We start from the raw sequence: 14893 nt of genomic DNA on the forward strand, positions 1-14893 counted from the left end.
GAAAGCACTTTCCTACAAGATCGCCTTTATGCTCCACGCTTGCGGATGCGCAATGAACGATCAAACACGCTAGCTGCCGAGTTGCCGTCGCAGGCGGTTCGCCCTGCGTCGCCCCCTGCCCCGTATATCGGCGGCAAGCGCAACTTATCGCGCCGTCTCTGCGCCCTGATCGATGCGACTCCGCATGACACCTATGTCGAGCCGTTCGTCGGCATGGGCGGCGTGTTCCTGAAGCGCACGCGCCAGCCTCGGGCCGAGGTTATCAACGATATCTCCGCGGACGTCACCACCCTCTTCCGGATCCTGCAACGGCACTATCCGCAATTCATGGACGTGCTGAAATGGCAGATCACCAGCCGGGCCGAGTTCGATCGGCTGCGCGCCGCGGCGCCGGAGACGCTGACCGACCTCGAGCGGGCGGCGCGCTTCCTCTATCTCCAGCGCCTGTCGTTCGGGGGCAAGGTCGACGGCCGCAACTTCGGCGTCGATCGACGGACGCCGGCACGCTTCGACATGACCAAGCTTGCACCAATGCTCGACGAGCTCCACACGCGCCTGACGGGCGTCGTGATCGAGCGCCTGCCGTATGCCGACCTGATCCGGCGATACGACGGGCCCGGGACGCTGTTCTTCCTCGATCCGCCTTATTGGGGCTGCGAGGGCGACTATGGGCCGGGTGTGTTCGAGCGTGCGGACTTCGAGCGCTTGGCCGAGCAGCTGGCGGGGATCGCCGGGCGCTTCATCCTGACAATCAACGCGACCGATGGCGCACGGGAAGTGTTCGGTCGGTTCGATGTCGTTGAGGCCGAGACGACTTATACGATCGCCACCGCGGCAACCGGCGGCGGCAAGCCGGTCAAGGAACTGATCGTGCGCGGCTAAAAACCGGGATACTCAACGGGGGTGACCTCCATAACGGGGTCACTCGCGGTTTTGTCGGCGGGCGCCTGGTGGAGAGTATGTTCGCACGTGCTATCACGCCTCGACATGATGGGAGGCTTTATGGAGGGTTACATATTCTTGCTGCTGGCATGCGCGACACCTTCCCTTGCCCAAACCAGTACGAATTGCAGCACGATCGGCGGGCAAACCAATTGCGTGACTGATCAACAAGTCGACCCTGCCTCGGCATTGCTCCAGAGAACTGCCAACCCGCCCCCGTTGGTGTCTGATCAAAGCAATGAAGCGGCGGCAGAGCGACGATCGCGCGCCTACGCTCAAGTAGGGGATTTGATCGCTAAAGGTGACTGCCCGGCGGCAAATCGGCTCGCAAAGTTCTATGGGCAACGCGACATTGTGAAGGATACTGCTAAGGCCTGCCCCTGATACTTCGGCGGTAGGGGGCTCCTTGCACACCCCCGGCGGCGGGTCAGGTGGGGCGGAGGGCGGGATCAGAGCGGGTCGCAGTTCGGAGACAACCGGAACTACGACCCTGGCCGCCTGCGTCGCTTGGGGGGACTTTAGCGGTTGCCGGCACGGTACATCACAGCGTCCAGATCGCGCCATGGTTTCAAGCGTCAAAACTTCAGCAGCAGCCGGACCCATCGGATTAGGGCTCCTAGTCCTCTCGCTTGCCGAATAGGCGCGGATCGACGCGGAAGAACTGCGCCAGCAGCGGTACCTCGTTCGTCGGCAACTGATCGGGCCCGGCGCCTCGAGCAAAGCGCGCCACATAGCCCGGTGGCCGGCGTAGCATGCGAGACAACGTTGCGAGGGTCACGCGATGCTCGGTGGCCAGCGATCGTAGCGTCTCGCGTACCCGGTCGGGTGTGGCGGCGGCGATAGGCTTCATTCGGGCATCCTCGGTTCACCATCGGCGAGCCACCTACGAAATCAAGAACACGTCCGCTACCGCGATGGCATAGAGCCATGGCGGCAAGCAGGGGTGCCGTACGTCAACGCAGCATTATGTAGCAAACTCGCCAAAGCGATGACCAAGATTTTGCCCTGTGCAGGCGAAGGCATCGCAGGCAGTGATATTGCGCGTAACTCCTCCTTGGAGAGGGCCTTAAGCGGGTCGATTTTTTGCGGCAGTGTCATATCTGGATGCGCTAGCGAATGGCTATTTCCCCAACGTCGCCAACTTTCACCATGGGGACTTCGCTAATGTTTCCGTGGGAGAAAAAGGAGCCCTGCAGTGCAAAGAGCTGTGCCAAGTGGTAGACATGCTCGACAGTTACCCCAAAAACTGTTTTGTATTTCAAGAAGACGGATACAGAAATGTATATGGAATGATCTGGAGCTTGGTGTGGAAGAGTAATGTCGAGTTCCAGCCAGAAAGTGTCTTCTTCCATACCGGCGCCAATGGGATTGCAAATGCTATCCGGCCCGGAGCCCCGCCCTGGCAACTCGTAAGATACCGACTTTGGGTTTGTGACCATGCCAACGGCACCAGAGGCTTGATAAGTGATATCGGTTGCTGGGGATTGGCCACTATTGCGAAAGATAAGCTTTATTCTAGGCCGGAACGATTCAACAAAGACGCTCCCAGCGCTGACTGTTACATACGCTCGAACTTGCGCTTCCCCGATACGTCTAGCCTCAAAGTTCGCTTCGCGCGCAAGTGCTAATGCGACCCGATTAAGCCACAGCGTTATTCCAAGTCCAATTATGCCAGCAACGCTAACAATAAGCTGCCACCACGCCCAAACCGAAGCATTCTCAGCGGCTTGCGCAGCGCGCCACTGGGCACAAAGATCGCTCTCCTCACGGGACCGCTGATCGTGGCATGGCTGCTTTTCTTTGAAGGGCTGGAGTGCCCTTGGGTCAGGCGACGTGGCCGCGGCAGTATCTGCATTGCCGCCGCCGTCGCGATAGCTGGGGTAAGCATTTGGTTGGTTCGACCCTAAAGTCGTTAGCCACGACCCAATGCCGACGGACGTTATAATTAGTCCGAAGATAGCCGGAGCGAGGAGGCTCCTATCGCTTCTAAGCATTGAATCAGGAACACCGCTGTCAATTTACCCCGCGCCAGCTTGTTCCCGATATTTTGTTCTATGTCCACGATATCTCTTTTATTCAATTGCCGATACCACCGCGCGTCAGGCGGCAAGCTCCAATGGGCCGCCTAGAGCGTTTGCCAACACGTGCTGCGCCAGTCGCTTGATCCGGCTATCGTCAGATACCTTGGCCGTCGGGGCCACGCCGGGATCGTTGATGCCGCGCGACTGATCGGACTTGATCCCGAGCGTCTCGAGCAGGACTGGATCGCTGCCCTCGTTGGTGTGCAGGTAGTGGGCGGTGACCTGATCCAACTGCCCAGGGCGGCGAAGGCGGCCAATGACCTGGTAGTGGACCTGCGGCGACCAATCGAGTTCGCCGAACACGACGTCGCGGCAATGCTGCTGCAGCCCGTCGAGGCCAGCGCCCGACCGTAGCGAGATCATCATCACCCGGCTGCTGCCGTTGGTGAACGCCTCCTTGCTGCGCTCCTTTCCTGCCCCGCTCTCCGATCCGGTGTAGAGGACAGGCTCGAACTCGCGCAGTTCCTCCTTCCAGATCTCGTAGACCTCGCGATGCCATCCTGCGAGCAGCACCCGCGGTGAATCGCGCAGCAGCAGCTTGACGTAGGCGGCGACCGATCGCGCCTTCGCGATGCCGGTCATCTGCCGCATCTTGAGGTCGAGCTCGCGCGCGGCGGCACCCGCCTCGACGAAGCTGCCGCGCAGCACGGTCATCGCCAGTGTCCGGGTCAGCGCCTCCTCGTCGGCGACCGCTCCCCGATCCCACTCGACCTGCCAATCGATGATGTTCGGCCGCGGCATCGATGCGTCGACCGTGGCGTCGTCTTCCGTCCGGCGGAGGAAATAGCCGCTCTCCCGCAAGTAGGATCCGAGCGCGTCGGGGTTCTTGACTATCTTGTCCCCGCCACACCATTCGCGGGTGAACTCCTCGACGCGGCCTAGCAGGTTCGGTCGGACGTATTCCATGACCTGGTGGATCTCGCTGCCGTAATTGTAGATCGGGGTCGCGGTCAGGCCAACGCGCAGCTCTGCGCGGCCGGACAGGATCGAGGCCGCCCTGCCCTTGTCCGTCGTAACGCCGTGGCGAAGCTCCTGCACCTCGTCATAGACGACGGTCTTGAACAGGCCGTCCTTGATGACGTCGACCCAGCCCGCGACATTCGAATAGCGGAAGAGGTACACGTCGGCGGCCGGGAGGTCGTACGGCTTGGTCCCGGCGATGATATGCACCCGCAGGTTGGTGAACCGCTCCAGCTGCTTGCGCCACTGCGCGGTGAGGTGCGCTTGAACCACGACGGCGGCTGGCAGCGGCGCGCCCATCGTCAGCGTCGCCGCGGCCGAGATGGTTTTGCCCAGGCCGACGTCGTCGCCGATCAGCAGCCCGCCATTGTTGATCGCGATCCGCGCGGCCTGGGCTTGGTAGAGATAGGGCTGCATCCCGATCCGGAAGCCCGGGACCTCGCCCGGCTGCCAAGTGGGCAGCAGGATCGCGTCGCGCTCGGCGATCCGGTCGGTGACGCGCTGCGCGCCGGCGTCGATCGCCTCCTGCTGATCGTGCTCGAGCGGATAGCGGAGCATGAACCATTGAAGGTCCGAGCGGATCTCGTCGGTGTCGCTCAGGTGGAGGGTCGTGGCCGTCGTCGGAACGCGCGGGAACAGCCGCTTGAACGCGATCGCGACGTGCGGCGCCAGGTCGTTGATCGCCCAACGCCCTTTGCCGGAGGGATCAACGCCAAGAGTCAGGGTGCCATAGGTCTTCATAGCGATGCTCTCCCCGTAGATACGAGATAGACCGGCTTCCCGCCGATCGCGGGCGGCAGGCCCATTGCGGTTCCGGTGACCAAGATCAGCGCGCTGATCGCTTCGTGCGCGGCGTAGCGCTCGAGTTGGCGGTAGATGACGCGCTTGTTGCAGCGGGTCTTCGCCTCGAGACCGACCGAGCCGAGTAGGAAGTCGATCCGGTCGGCGGCGCTCAAGCGGTGCTCGCGCTCGAAGCCCGCGCCAGCAGCAGTGAGTGCCTCCTCGATCGACAGCTGTAGCGCCGCCTCGTCGCCGACCCGCAGTCGCGTCCGGCGCAGCAGCATGACGATCTCTACCGGCGTCATGCTACAGGTCCCTTCCGAGCGCGCTTGGCGAGTTCCCATTCCTTGTTGACGCTCGACATCTTCGCGACGTCCTCTGGGAAGATTCCTGCGTTACAATGCGGGCAGGCCGGGACCATGTTCCTTTGCCGGAAATGCTCGTCCATCTGTTTCGCGGCGATCCGGATTAGGTTGTGCTCTTTGGCCTCCTCGACCGCCGCTCGGTCCCGCTTGATGCGCTCGACCGCGGCACCGTAATTCTGGCAGAGGATCTCAAAGGCGTCGAACGGCTCGACGTCCGTCTCGCAGTCCTTGCACCAAACCCGCCGCTCCTTGGGGTCATAGACCATCGCGCGGTGATTGCAGGATGAGTGAGGACGGCGGGACATGCCGCGCGCGACGCGGATATCTCCGATGTCGATGACCTTGAGGCCGGACAGATAATCCATCTCGACGATCGGCGGATCTTTGGGCTTGTCCGTCATGCGGTCCTCCGATCGCGGCGGCGGCGCAGGTTCACCGGACGCCCATCCCGATCGACGTAGCGCCGTTCCGAATAGTCTTCATCGAACCCCTCGGGCTCGTCGAAATTGAGGATTATCCCCCGATCGTCGATCGTGTACGTCCCGATCGGCGGCTCGTCGAAGATCGCAGTGCGGAGATACGCGCCCGCGCCGAACGCCTCGGACCGCTTTCCCTGCCGCTGCCACAGCATCACGCAGCGCCAGAACGGAGATCCCTCCGGCGGGTATGGGTTCGCCCTGATCTCGCCCTTCCCGTTCGTCAGGCTGGGGCCGAAGCGATCGCTCCAGTCGAAATGCCAGATCCGGACGCCATCGGTGATCCGGTAATCGTGAGCATCGCTGAAGGTGGATATGATGGCCCCGCCGCGCGCGAGGCTGCTCCTCCCGATGTGAATGCAGGTCATGGACGACGCCCTTTCTCCGCAATCTTCCGAAGTGCGTTGATGTCGTTCGACAAGCGCCAGAGCGGCCAGCCGAACCAGATCATCGTGACGAACACGTATGCGAAAATGTCGTCCCCGCTCATACAATCGTGTCCTTTGCGGGGGGTGCGGGGAGCGGGGCGCGGGCGAGATCCACGATGTTGTCGAGCTTGCCGATCGCGTAACAAAGGCCCTGCCCGAACCCGTCCCCATAAGTGTTGCGCTCGTCGCTGATTTGTTGGCGGAGCATGAGCACGCGCAATTCCTCGCGCAGTTGCTGCACTTGCTCCACCATCCCCCGGTCCACCCCCTCGCGCATGGCGGCGAGGGCCAGCGACCGACTTTCATGCAAAGCACGAAGCGCACCTTGCACAGCAGGATGATCGTTCCATAGCTTCCCTGCGCGAGCGGCATCTTGCTCGCCGGGACTACCATCCCCGTATAACGGCACGATGGCGCACGCCGCTTTTTGGGCGATTTCGAGGTCGAGCTCGCTGTAACCGATCCCGTCAAACCGACTCGCCACCCGCTCGACATCCTCATCCCCGGCGTCGGGGCGGGTGCCAACGATCAAGCCGCAAACCAGCGCCTCGATGTCGACCATGTCGATCATCACACGATCGTCCGGATCAATGATGGCGCGATCGATCGCGCGGGCATCCCCATACAGCATCTCGATGATCAGCGATCGCGCATAGGTGCCGTCCGAATCACTCGCCCCGGACCCATCGGGAAGGGTAATGCGTGCCTCGATCGCCGAGGCGAACTGGCGCTCCCAGTCGCTGACTGGGTGGTCGCTGCTCATAAGCCATTCGCGCACGAACTCGACGGTGTCGGGCTGCGCGTCGGGGCGGGCGGTGTGGGCGAGGCGGATGTTCCAAGCTGCGATAGCTTTAGCCGGGATTGACCATTCCGGCCCTCGCGCGCCGCAATGAGTGCATTCGACCCAGTACCGCGGATCATGCTCTTCGTCGCCGTCAGGATCGAATCTGGCCGCGTTGCCGCAGTGGGGGCAGGTATCGAGCAGCAAGGAGATCTCAGCCTGCGTAACATCCTCGCGCATCGGCGCGGCTTTGGCGGGGGCGGTCATGCGGGGGTTCCTTTTGGACGATCTGCGATGAGTTCGTGCGCGGCACGGAAGATGTCGCCGACACCATTGAAACGGCGGCTGTTGCCGACGTCGGGGTAAGTCGACCAGTCGGTTGTCTCGGCGTGAACGATGCCGACGAGCGCAGACCAGGCGCATTCTTCGTCCCACTCAGGCTCGTAATAGCCGCTGGTCGCGCCGACCATCATAGTGCCCTTAAGCGGGTGAACCGGCGGGCGCATCCGCACCCGATAACCGGCGCGCGTATCAAAGACGATGTCGTCGCCGTAGCCCTGGAAGGTCGCATGGCACCGGCTCCGATTCCAGCAGGTGCGATCCCGGATCAGCATGCCGTGGTAGTTGTCCCAGCGCTCGGACCGGAACTGCATGCGGCGATCGTCGAGCAGCGGCAGCAGAGGGGCAGCTCGCTTCGACAACTTCTTGAGGATGCGGAGGTTCATGCGACGCGCCATTGGCGTCGCGCAGCTGACCTTTTCGCTTTCCGACAAACTTCCGCTAGCGCGGGGCGGTGTTTCCGGTACAGATGCAGATAATCGCGGAAGACGCTTTGATTTATCAGGGAAATCAGCTGACTCTTAATCAGCGGGTCCTTGGTTCGAGCCCAAGTGCGTCCACCATCTCTTCTCCAGACGCTAGTTATCCCGGTAGATCCCGGCCACTAGCCTAGGCGGGAATAAGCGCCGCTCTGAGCGTCTTCGTGACCGTGACCGGGCTTTTCCGTCTCGGGTCCAGCGTAACCTGATCTGCCCTCAAAATCAGCTGGTCTGCGTAACGCTGCAAGTGGTTCACCGACCCGTGTGCGTAGCGGCGCACGAGCGTACGGTGGAATAAAGGCTAGTGCGTCTTGCCCGAGCGCCTACGACATACGACACGGTAGCTACTTCCTTCGGCACGCTAGCTGTATTACGTCCATAGCACGGTTATAAACTACGGGACGAGATATGGCGCAGTTGTGGAAGTTGGCAGCGATGATCGCTGCAGTTGCAGGCGCGTCGATCGCAACGGCGCAAGACTACCGTCCGTTTGATACAAGCCGGCTGAAGGGGCCGCATTCCGGAACACGCAACCAGTTGCTCGTGCTCGGCAGCACGCATCTATCGGGTATGCCGGCGGCGTTCCAGCCCGAGCAGCTCGACCCGCTCCTCGACAAGCTGGAAGTATGGCGCCCTCAAGCGATTGCCATCGAGGCGGTGTCCGGGGCGCAGTGCGATTTCATGCGGCACTACCCCGATCACTATAAGGACAGCGTCGAAAGCTACTGTTGGGACCCCGCCCCCGCTGCCAAGGCGACGGGGCTCGATGTGCCGTCGGCGACGGCTGCTTGGAGCCGCCTGCTCGCGATCTGGCCCGCGACGCCGTCGGCTACCGACCGTAGGCGCCTTGCCGCATTGTTCCTCGCCGGCGGCGAGGGCGCTAGCGCGCTGGTCCAATGGCTGCGCCTCCCGGAGAACGAACGCCATGTTGGCGAGGGTCTCGACACCACTTTGGTCGCGCGGCTCGAGCGGCTACGCACCCGGAACGACGAAAGCCTGTTGATCGCAGCCGCACTGGCCGTCCGGCTCGGCCTCGAACGCGTTCATGCGATGGACGACCACACCGCCGATTCGCCCGTTACCGATGAAAAAGGCTACGAAGCCGCGATCTCCAAGGCCTGGGATAATCCCGCCACATCCAAGCGCAAGGCAATGGATGCAGCACTGGCCGCCAGGGTGGGGCAACCGGGTACCATGCTTGCAATGTATCGTGCCTTGAATCGCGCCGACCAGGGGAAACTGATCTTCGCCAGCGACTTCGGTGCCGCGCTGGAAGAGCCTTCGACGGAACGCTTCGGCCGGGGCTATGTCGGCTATTGGGAGACCCGCAACTTGCGGATGGCGTCGAACATCCGCGATATGTTCGCCATGCGACCGGGCATCCGCGGTCTTGTGGTCGTCGGCGCCTCGCACAAGCCGTACATCGAAAACTACCTCAACCAAATGCACGACATGACGGTAGTAGATGCGGAGACCGTGCTTCGCTGATCACGAACGCTTTAGCACAATAGATGAAAGCTGAACCCGACATCTCAAACGCTGGAAGCGGCCTTTAACGTCACGGAAGAGAAACAGTGTCAAACGTTCGCGCGCCTCTGCATCTGTTCCAACTTCAGACATTCGTTATGTCCGTGTTGACGGGCCGGAACGGACGATCGCGCAACCGTTACGGTAACGCTTCCGTTTTCTGATTTGGCAGGCTCACCACCGATACTGCTTCAGGAACCGATCATATCTACTCACCAGATCGCGCACGCAGCGTAAGTCTGCCGCTGACCAATCTTTAGTTGTCAAAGACGAACTCCGGGGCCGAGGACAACAACGAACGCTACGACGCAAACGATTGCCGTGCCGCGTAGAATCCAGCTGGGTGGGACGTCCGAAGAGCATTGCCTCGGCGACGGAGTCATGAAACGCGCGATACTCAACAGGCCAGCGTTACCACCCAACGCAACCCCGATGGACGCGCCTAGGGTCGACTGCCAGGCGGCGTCTGCGGACAGCCCCGCGAGTAGGGAGACCCCACCCGTCGTCACCCAGATCGTTATCGCCAACCGGCGCGCGTGCGCCGCCACGCTCGGACCATTCAAAATGCACGACAGCATCCGGGCAGCCGCCCAGATGATGGCAACGTATCCAGCAACGCCGACGACAGCGAGAACGCCTCGTGCGAACCACGGATCTAAGACGCCCGCCATCACACCCGCCGCGTTCCAGTCTCCGATACCGAAAGTGGCAGAGAAGATCAGGTAACCGAACGACGTCAGGCCATTGACGACGAATGCGATCCAGGCCGCAAGCTTGACGGTCGCAGCTATACTGAGGCGCCAGCAGAGCCAGCTCAACCCCATGAGGGCAAGATTGACCACAGTTCCAGCACCGGCAACGATACGTCTGCCCCAGACGGACATCGCCTGGTGGTTGCATTCGAAGCGGAACGTACTCCACGCAATCGGCTCCCCGCCCATAGCCTTGCAGGCCAGACCATGACCCAAGCCTTCGTGGAACGTTGCCGCTGCAACCCAGATGACTGCCGCCATGGCGATAATGTCGGCGACGGCAGCGGGCGATTTGTGGCCGTGGTCAATCATGACAGCGCTCCTGCTTCGATTAGTCGAGCGCTGACGCGCCATGGACCGCATAGGAACAGAGCGAGGTTCAGCGGCAAGTGGCAGATCGACAAAGCCGTAAAGTTGATGAGCAGGATCACCACGGCATAGATGCGCCCGACGAACCGATGCCCGACCCTGCCCTTCGACAGTACAAGCCCTGCGGCGCCGCTTGCCAGCGCAATGCTTTCTACCGCGACATGCGCCATCGCGGTCACCGCTCTGCTACTCAACATTGATCCCCCTACGCCGATCTCGCCTTTGTGATCACCAAGGCGGACTGGCGTGAGAAGACGGTATTGCGCCGTATCAGCGTGCTTTTTCGTGAAGTCGGATTGGCGTTACGCCAGTCCGTCAGTGGATTCTTAGCCAACCACGTGCCCGGCAAAGGGCTACACTGGTTTCACTGACCGGCACGATGGTACCGTCTGCCAGCTTAAGTGACCAACGCCGACCGTCGCGTTGGGCCCCAACCACGCCGCTGTTCGCAACCCAGGCGCTACGATGAACCTGCACGCCGTGGCGATCGCCAAGATCCATGACCGCATCCTTGAAGCGGTAATGGATGAGCACAGACTCCATGTTGCGAAGCACCAGGCGGCAATAGTGGTCCTCTGCGCGGACCGCGAGAAGATCCTCGACATCGCGGATACCGGCACGCGCAAGGATCCCAGACGTAACAGGATGCAGTGGCTGAACAGCATCGACCGGTATGGGGCTGCTTTGAGGTTGCAGGATCGTTCGCCGGGCTTTTGCGACCCGCACAAGGTAGGCAACGAACGCCGTAACGAGCAGCCCGTACACGAATGGGCGCCAACCGATCACAGCGTTCGTCCGACCCATAAGCCGATAAAGCAGCGGCACCTCGATGGCGAGGAGACCGTTGAACAGCACGGCTCCCACGACCAGCTGACGGCCAGTCAACTCGTCCCCGGGCGTCAATCTGCGCCATGCGAACCAACACGCGATATTGACAGCAACCAGTCCACCCCAGAATGACGATGCTGCCGCAGGACCGAACGTCGTCGAAACGCCTAAGGCATTCACGATTGTTAGAATGGCTGTGACGCCTAGCCATATTGTTATGGGCGTCCGTAATTGGGAAGCGATCGAGAGAGCCCGCATACGTATCAAGGGTGTCCAATTTGTCTGGATTAAGAAGGTGTTCGGCCCTTCGTAGAAGCCTCGATCAACCGCGTCGATCACCTCCTGTCCCTTGCCTAGCTCCCCTCCTTAAGTCGCCACCCAATTGGCTCTGGCGGACCTTATCCGATGGGCGACAGCGATCAAAGCATCTCGGTAGCCGTGATCTTAATCCGGTAAATAAAAGCTTCCGGCTCATAGCCCAGACGCGGATCCCCGGTTCATGTGCATCCGGCGTCGCCCTTGGTGAAGACTCTGACCGCCGCGACCGACGCGAGGTCCACAACGAGCAGGTTCGCAACGCCGTCGTTGGCACCTCAGTGCCATCCCAAACGCAGCCCGCCGTCGCTCTCCATACCCCAGCCCAAGCCTCGGTCGGCGGAATGGGAACCGTCGTACCTCGGCTGGGGCCCCACGAACGTACGTTTGCTTTTCGCCGTGCTGGCGGTGATTGCTTTGCCCCATTTGATGATCACGTCGTGGTTTGAACATTCCGTCACCACGAATGTCCCCCGCTCAGTAACGTCCAGACGGTAAATACTTGCTGCGGGGCGTCGCCATCCGGAACCGACCGGCTTTTGCAACGTCCGGTAGCCAGATGCATTTGCGGGGCTTCATGACCGGACCGACGTTGATATTTCTCCATGCTCTCGGCGCCAGCGCCAGCGAATGGAACCACGTTTTCGAACATCTGCCGGAGCACGATTGCGTGGCACTGGACCTGCCTGGTTTCGGCACCGCGGCGGATGAAGGATACGCCAATGTTGGCGAGATGGCGAACTGGCTGGTGGACGAAATACGCGCTCGCGCGCCCACATCGTGCGTCCTCGTCGGTCACAGCATGGGCGGCAAGATCGTCAGCCTTGTTGCGGCCCGCGCGGTAGCAGGCGAGATCGGACTGTCAGGAGTCGTCGGTGTCATATTGGTCACCGCCTCGCCGCCATCGCCGGAGCCTATGGACGAAGACCGTCGCACTGACATGATCGGCTGGTTCGCCCATGGACAAGCCTCGCCGACCGATGCCGCGACCTTTATCGACGCCAATACGGCGAAGCCGCTCGCAACCCCTTTGCGGAATGCGGCGATTGACGATGTACAGCGCTCCAGCCGAGAAGCGTGGCTTGGCTGGCTCGAACGCGGCAGTCGCGAGGATTGGAGCGCTGCTGTTGGACGTATTGCGATCCCGGCGCTGATTATTGCCGGTGCCGAAGACGGGGATCTTGGCGAGGACGCGCAGCGTCGGCTCAACTTGCCGCATTACGCCGACGCCGACCTACGCGTCGTCCAGGGGGCGGCGCATCTCATCCCGTACGAACAGCCGCAGGCGCTTGCCGGACTGATCGAAAGTCACCTGGCAACGATAGCGTCGGCCGAACTTCCCGACGATTTCGGGAAACTGCTCGCCTCCGATCGCGTCAGCCGCAGGACACGGACTGTGCTGCTCGAGCGGTTGCAGCCACCGGCGCAAACGGAGTTCTGGACCGCGGAAGAGCGTGCCACGGCTGCGGGACTGGTCGTGCAGATCCTGCCCCGCTCCGGTGGGGATAGTGCTCTGGTGGACCGTGTCCTGGCGGGGATCGGCGATGGAACGGGTGACGGGTGGCGTTTCGCCGCCCTGCCGTGCGATCGCGAAGCATGGCAGCGCGGCCTCGCGACGTTGGAGAACGTATCCGGCGGTTTCACCGCTCTCGAACGCGACGAACAGACCAGAGTGCTGGAACGCGTCGCCGGCGGCGAGTTCGGCAGCGATGACGCGGCACAGCTTTCCCCGCAGCAGATGGCCTTGTGGTTCGAGGACGTCCGTGCCGAAGTCGTGCGCGTCTGGATGTCGCTCCCGTCGACGATGGCGTCGATAGGCTATGATGGATTCGCGGTCGGTGGCGATGGTCACCGCAAACAGGGTTATACCCGTACCGGCGCGGACGAACTGGAATCATGGCAGACGTCACCGGATCGCCGGTCGTGAAGGCGAAACGTTACGCGCCGAGCGACGTCGTCGACGCGGTGGTGATCGGCACGGGCGCCGGCGGCGCGCCGCTTACCGCGCGGCTTGCGCAGGCGGGCCTGTCAGTCGTCGCGCTGGACGCAGGGCGCGCTTTCCTGCCCGCCGAGCATGTTGCCGACGAAGTCGCCGCCGACATCTACTGGATGGAGGAGCGACTGAGCGGCGGGGCGACGCCAACGGCGTTCGGTTCCAATAACTCCGGCATGGGGGTCGGCGGATCGACGCTCCATTGGGGGGCCTTCTGCCCGCGTCCCGACCCACGCGATCTGCAACTGAAGACGCTGACCGGCGAAGGTACCGACTGGCCGATCAACCATGCCGAACTGATCCGCTACATTGCAGAGGTGGAAGGTTTCACCGGCGTGTCCGGTCCGGCGCAGTATCCCTGGGATACCAGCCGCCGCTACGCCTATCCCCCCGTAAAGCGGAACGCCTCCGCCGATGCCATGGCGCGCGGCTGTGCAGCGCTGGGCATTACCGCAACGGACGCACCCGCCGCTTTGGTCTCACGCGATCGCGATCAGCCGCATTGGGGACAGCGGCAAGCGTGCATCAATTGCGGCACCTGCCATCAAGGCTGCCGCACGGCGGCCAAGACCAGCATGGACACGACCTACCTGCCCCTCGCCACCGCGCATGGCGCCGAAATCCGTGCCGAAGCCCGCGTCCTGTCGTTCGAATTCGACGGTACGGGCCGGATCAGCGCGGTGATCTATCGGAAGGATGGCGAAGAACATCGCCAGCGCTGTTCCTCCGTCTTCTTATGTGCGGGCGGGATCGAGACACCGCGCCTGCTCCTCAACCTCGGCATCGTCAATTCGAGCGGTCAGGTCGGGCGGAATTTCATGGCGCATGTGGCGACTCAGGTATGGGGTCGGTTCGACGCCGAAATGCGAATGAACCGCGGCTATCCCTCATCTCTGATCAGCGAGGACATGATGCGGCCCGGCGAAGCGGGCTGCGCCGGCGGGTATCTAATCCAGAGCCTTGGCGTATTGCCCGTCACTCTGGCGACCGGCCTGGCGCGCGGTGCCGGCATGTGGGGCGAGCGGCTCCAGACGATCCTTCGCGGGTATAACCGGATGGCCGGGATCGGGATCAACGGAGAATGCCTGCCCCATGCGGACAATCGCCTGACGCTTTCCGACGAAGTCGATGCGTTTGGACATCGCAAGGCGCGTATCGACTTCAGCTACCACGCCAACGAACAGGCGATCGACCGCCATGCGCGGCGCACGCTGACCGAAATCTGGCAAGCGGCGGGCGCGCATGACATTTTCGCGGTCGACCGCTCTGCCCATACGATCGGCACCTGCCGTATGGGGCATGATGGCGACACGGCGGTGGTCGATCCGGACGGTCGCAGCTTCGACGTGCCGAACCTGCTGATCTGCGACAATTCCGTCTTTCCGAGCGCGCTCGCGGCCAACCCCGCGTTGACGATCATGGCGCTGTCGCTGCGCACCGCCGACCGCTTTCTCGCTTCTGACCGTTGAGGAGTTCAT

At 62.2% G+C, this 14893-nt stretch carries 18 protein-coding genes; 5 read left to right on the forward strand and 13 right to left on the reverse strand.

Annotated elements, in window-relative coordinates:
• Nucleotides 1–45: 45 nt before the first annotated feature.
• Complete coding sequence (locus QBJ92_RS08935) at nucleotides 46–882, forward strand: DNA adenine methylase (RefSeq protein ID WP_277969338.1); 837 nt, start codon at nucleotides 46–48, stop codon at nucleotides 880–882.
• A gap of 676 nt (nucleotides 883–1558) precedes the next feature.
• Here QBJ92_RS08935 and QBJ92_RS08940 read toward each other — a convergent pair.
• The 10 genes from QBJ92_RS08940 to QBJ92_RS08980 all read right to left on the reverse strand — a co-directional run bounded on the left by QBJ92_RS08940 (nucleotide 1559) and on the right by QBJ92_RS08980 (nucleotide 7538).
• Nucleotides 1559–1792 carry a peptidase S24 gene (locus tag QBJ92_RS08940; protein ID WP_277969339.1) on the reverse strand — a complete coding sequence of 78 codons (234 nt, stop codon included), beginning with the start codon at nucleotides 1790–1792 and terminating at the stop codon, nucleotides 1559–1561.
• A 259-nt stretch (nucleotides 1793–2051) separates the two neighbouring features.
• Nucleotides 2052–2294, reverse strand: coding sequence for a hypothetical protein (locus tag QBJ92_RS08945; RefSeq protein ID WP_277969340.1), 243 nt, complete (start codon nucleotides 2292–2294; stop codon nucleotides 2052–2054).
• 593 nt (nucleotides 2295–2887) lie between these two features.
• Nucleotides 2888–3052, reverse strand: a complete 165-nt coding sequence (locus QBJ92_RS20625; protein WP_431358381.1) for a DUF6471 domain-containing protein — start codon at nucleotides 3050–3052, stop codon at nucleotides 2888–2890.
• Complete coding sequence (locus tag QBJ92_RS08950) at nucleotides 3042–4724, reverse strand: DEAD/DEAH box helicase (RefSeq protein ID WP_277969341.1); 1683 nt, start codon at nucleotides 4722–4724, stop codon at nucleotides 3042–3044. The genes QBJ92_RS20625 and QBJ92_RS08950 overlap by 11 nt, the downstream gene beginning before the upstream one ends.
• Complete coding sequence (locus tag QBJ92_RS08955; protein WP_277969342.1) at nucleotides 4721–5068, reverse strand: hypothetical protein; 348 nt, start codon at nucleotides 5066–5068, stop codon at nucleotides 4721–4723. Before QBJ92_RS08955 ends, QBJ92_RS08950 begins: the two co-directional genes overlap by 4 nt.
• The gene (locus tag QBJ92_RS08960; RefSeq protein WP_277969343.1) at nucleotides 5065–5529 is read right to left on the reverse strand and encodes a hypothetical protein; all 465 of its coding nucleotides are present in this window, start codon (nucleotides 5527–5529) and stop codon (nucleotides 5065–5067) included. Before QBJ92_RS08960 ends, QBJ92_RS08955 begins: the two co-directional genes overlap by 4 nt.
• Complete coding sequence (locus QBJ92_RS08965) at nucleotides 5526–5972, reverse strand: hypothetical protein (protein WP_277969344.1); 447 nt, start codon at nucleotides 5970–5972, stop codon at nucleotides 5526–5528. The genes QBJ92_RS08960 and QBJ92_RS08965 overlap by 4 nt, the downstream gene beginning before the upstream one ends.
• The gene (locus QBJ92_RS08970; RefSeq protein WP_277969345.1) at nucleotides 5969–6094 is read right to left on the reverse strand and encodes a hypothetical protein; all 126 of its coding nucleotides are present in this window, start codon (nucleotides 6092–6094) and stop codon (nucleotides 5969–5971) included. Before QBJ92_RS08970 ends, QBJ92_RS08965 begins: the two co-directional genes overlap by 4 nt.
• Nucleotides 6091–7080 (reverse strand): Lar family restriction alleviation protein, encoded by a 990-nt coding sequence (locus QBJ92_RS08975; protein WP_277969346.1) that lies wholly within the window; start codon nucleotides 7078–7080, stop codon nucleotides 6091–6093. The genes QBJ92_RS08970 and QBJ92_RS08975 overlap by 4 nt, the downstream gene beginning before the upstream one ends.
• Nucleotides 7077–7538 carry a hypothetical protein gene (locus tag QBJ92_RS08980; protein WP_277969347.1) on the reverse strand — a complete coding sequence of 154 codons (462 nt, stop codon included), beginning with the start codon at nucleotides 7536–7538 and terminating at the stop codon, nucleotides 7077–7079. The genes QBJ92_RS08975 and QBJ92_RS08980 overlap by 4 nt, the downstream gene beginning before the upstream one ends.
• Nucleotides 7539–8174: 636 nt before the next feature.
• On the opposite strand from QBJ92_RS08980, the gene QBJ92_RS08985 reads away from it, so the two are divergent.
• A complete protein-coding gene (locus QBJ92_RS08985) occupies nucleotides 8175–9119 on the forward strand; it encodes a DUF5694 domain-containing protein (protein ID WP_277969385.1) in 945 nt (314 codons plus the stop codon).
• A gap of 302 nt (nucleotides 9120–9421) precedes the next feature.
• Here the strand turns inward: QBJ92_RS08985 and QBJ92_RS08990 are convergent, their stop codons facing one another.
• From QBJ92_RS08990 to QBJ92_RS20630, 3 genes are all read right to left on the reverse strand, one after another.
• Entirely contained in the window at nucleotides 9422–10222 is an 801-nt protein-coding gene (locus QBJ92_RS08990) for a hypothetical protein (RefSeq protein WP_277969348.1), read from the reverse strand.
• Complete coding sequence (locus QBJ92_RS08995) at nucleotides 10219–10476, reverse strand: hypothetical protein (RefSeq protein ID WP_277969349.1); 258 nt, start codon at nucleotides 10474–10476, stop codon at nucleotides 10219–10221. Before QBJ92_RS08995 ends, QBJ92_RS08990 begins: the two co-directional genes overlap by 4 nt.
• 118 nt (nucleotides 10477–10594) lie before the next feature.
• Nucleotides 10595–10834 carry a LytTR family DNA-binding domain-containing protein gene (locus QBJ92_RS20630; protein ID WP_431358382.1) on the reverse strand — a complete coding sequence of 80 codons (240 nt, stop codon included), beginning with the start codon at nucleotides 10832–10834 and terminating at the stop codon, nucleotides 10595–10597.
• Between QBJ92_RS20630 and QBJ92_RS09000 the strand changes: the two genes are divergently transcribed.
• The 3 genes from QBJ92_RS09000 (at nucleotide 10745) to QBJ92_RS09010 (ending at nucleotide 14884) form a co-directional block, all read left to right on the forward strand.
• A complete protein-coding gene (locus tag QBJ92_RS09000) occupies nucleotides 10745–11239 on the forward strand; it encodes a hypothetical protein (RefSeq protein WP_277969350.1) in 495 nt (164 codons plus the stop codon). The genes QBJ92_RS20630 and QBJ92_RS09000 overlap by 90 nt on opposite strands.
• Before the next feature lie 760 nt (nucleotides 11240–11999).
• Entirely contained in the window at nucleotides 12000–13349 is a 1350-nt protein-coding gene (locus tag QBJ92_RS09005; RefSeq protein ID WP_277969351.1) for an alpha/beta hydrolase, read from the forward strand.
• Nucleotides 13319–14884, forward strand: a complete 1566-nt coding sequence (locus QBJ92_RS09010) for a GMC family oxidoreductase (RefSeq protein ID WP_277969352.1) — start codon at nucleotides 13319–13321, stop codon at nucleotides 14882–14884. Before QBJ92_RS09005 ends, QBJ92_RS09010 begins: the two co-directional genes overlap by 31 nt.
• Nucleotides 14885–14893: the final 9 nt, after the last annotated feature.

Origin of the sequence: Sphingomonas echinoides (assembly GCF_029623395.1) — a bacterium.
Taxonomy (GTDB): Bacteria; Pseudomonadota; Alphaproteobacteria; order Sphingomonadales; family Sphingomonadaceae; genus Sphingomonas; species Sphingomonas echinoides_A.

What these genes read in the sequence shown, in the direction of transcription:
- QBJ92_RS08935 (WP_277969338.1), top strand. Translation starts at nt 46, where the DNA reads ATGCGCAATGAACGATCAAACACGCTAGCTGCCGAGTTGCCGTCGCAG.
- QBJ92_RS08940 (WP_277969339.1), bottom strand. Translation starts at nt 1,792, where the DNA reads ATGAAGCCTATCGCCGCCGCCACACCCGACCGGGTACGCGAGACGCTA.
- QBJ92_RS08945 (WP_277969340.1), bottom strand. Translation starts at nt 2,294, where the DNA reads ATGGAAGAAGACACTTTCTGGCTGGAACTCGACATTACTCTTCCACAC.
- QBJ92_RS08950 (WP_277969341.1), bottom strand. Translation starts at nt 4,724, where the DNA reads ATGAAGACCTATGGCACCCTGACTCTTGGCGTTGATCCCTCCGGCAAA.
- QBJ92_RS08955 (WP_277969342.1), bottom strand. Translation starts at nt 5,068, where the DNA reads ATGACGCCGGTAGAGATCGTCATGCTGCTGCGCCGGACGCGACTGCGG.
- QBJ92_RS08960 (WP_277969343.1), bottom strand. Translation starts at nt 5,529, where the DNA reads ATGACGGACAAGCCCAAAGATCCGCCGATCGTCGAGATGGATTATCTG.
- QBJ92_RS08965 (WP_277969344.1), bottom strand. Translation starts at nt 5,972, where the DNA reads ATGACCTGCATTCACATCGGGAGGAGCAGCCTCGCGCGCGGCGGGGCC.
- QBJ92_RS08970 (WP_277969345.1), bottom strand. Translation starts at nt 6,094, where the DNA reads ATGAGCGGGGACGACATTTTCGCATACGTGTTCGTCACGATGATCTGG.
- QBJ92_RS08975 (WP_277969346.1), bottom strand. Translation starts at nt 7,080, where the DNA reads ATGACCGCCCCCGCCAAAGCCGCGCCGATGCGCGAGGATGTTACGCAG.
- QBJ92_RS08980 (WP_277969347.1), bottom strand. Translation starts at nt 7,538, where the DNA reads ATGAACCTCCGCATCCTCAAGAAGTTGTCGAAGCGAGCTGCCCCTCTG.
- QBJ92_RS08990 (WP_277969348.1), bottom strand. Translation starts at nt 10,222, where the DNA reads ATGATTGACCACGGCCACAAATCGCCCGCTGCCGTCGCCGACATTATC.
- QBJ92_RS08995 (WP_277969349.1), bottom strand. Translation starts at nt 10,476, where the DNA reads ATGTTGAGTAGCAGAGCGGTGACCGCGATGGCGCATGTCGCGGTAGAA.
- QBJ92_RS09000 (WP_277969350.1), top strand. Translation starts at nt 10,745, where the DNA reads ATGAACCTGCACGCCGTGGCGATCGCCAAGATCCATGACCGCATCCTT.
- QBJ92_RS09005 (WP_277969351.1), top strand. Translation starts at nt 12,000, where the DNA reads ATGACCGGACCGACGTTGATATTTCTCCATGCTCTCGGCGCCAGCGCC.
- QBJ92_RS09010 (WP_277969352.1), top strand. Translation starts at nt 13,319, where the DNA reads ATGGCAGACGTCACCGGATCGCCGGTCGTGAAGGCGAAACGTTACGCG.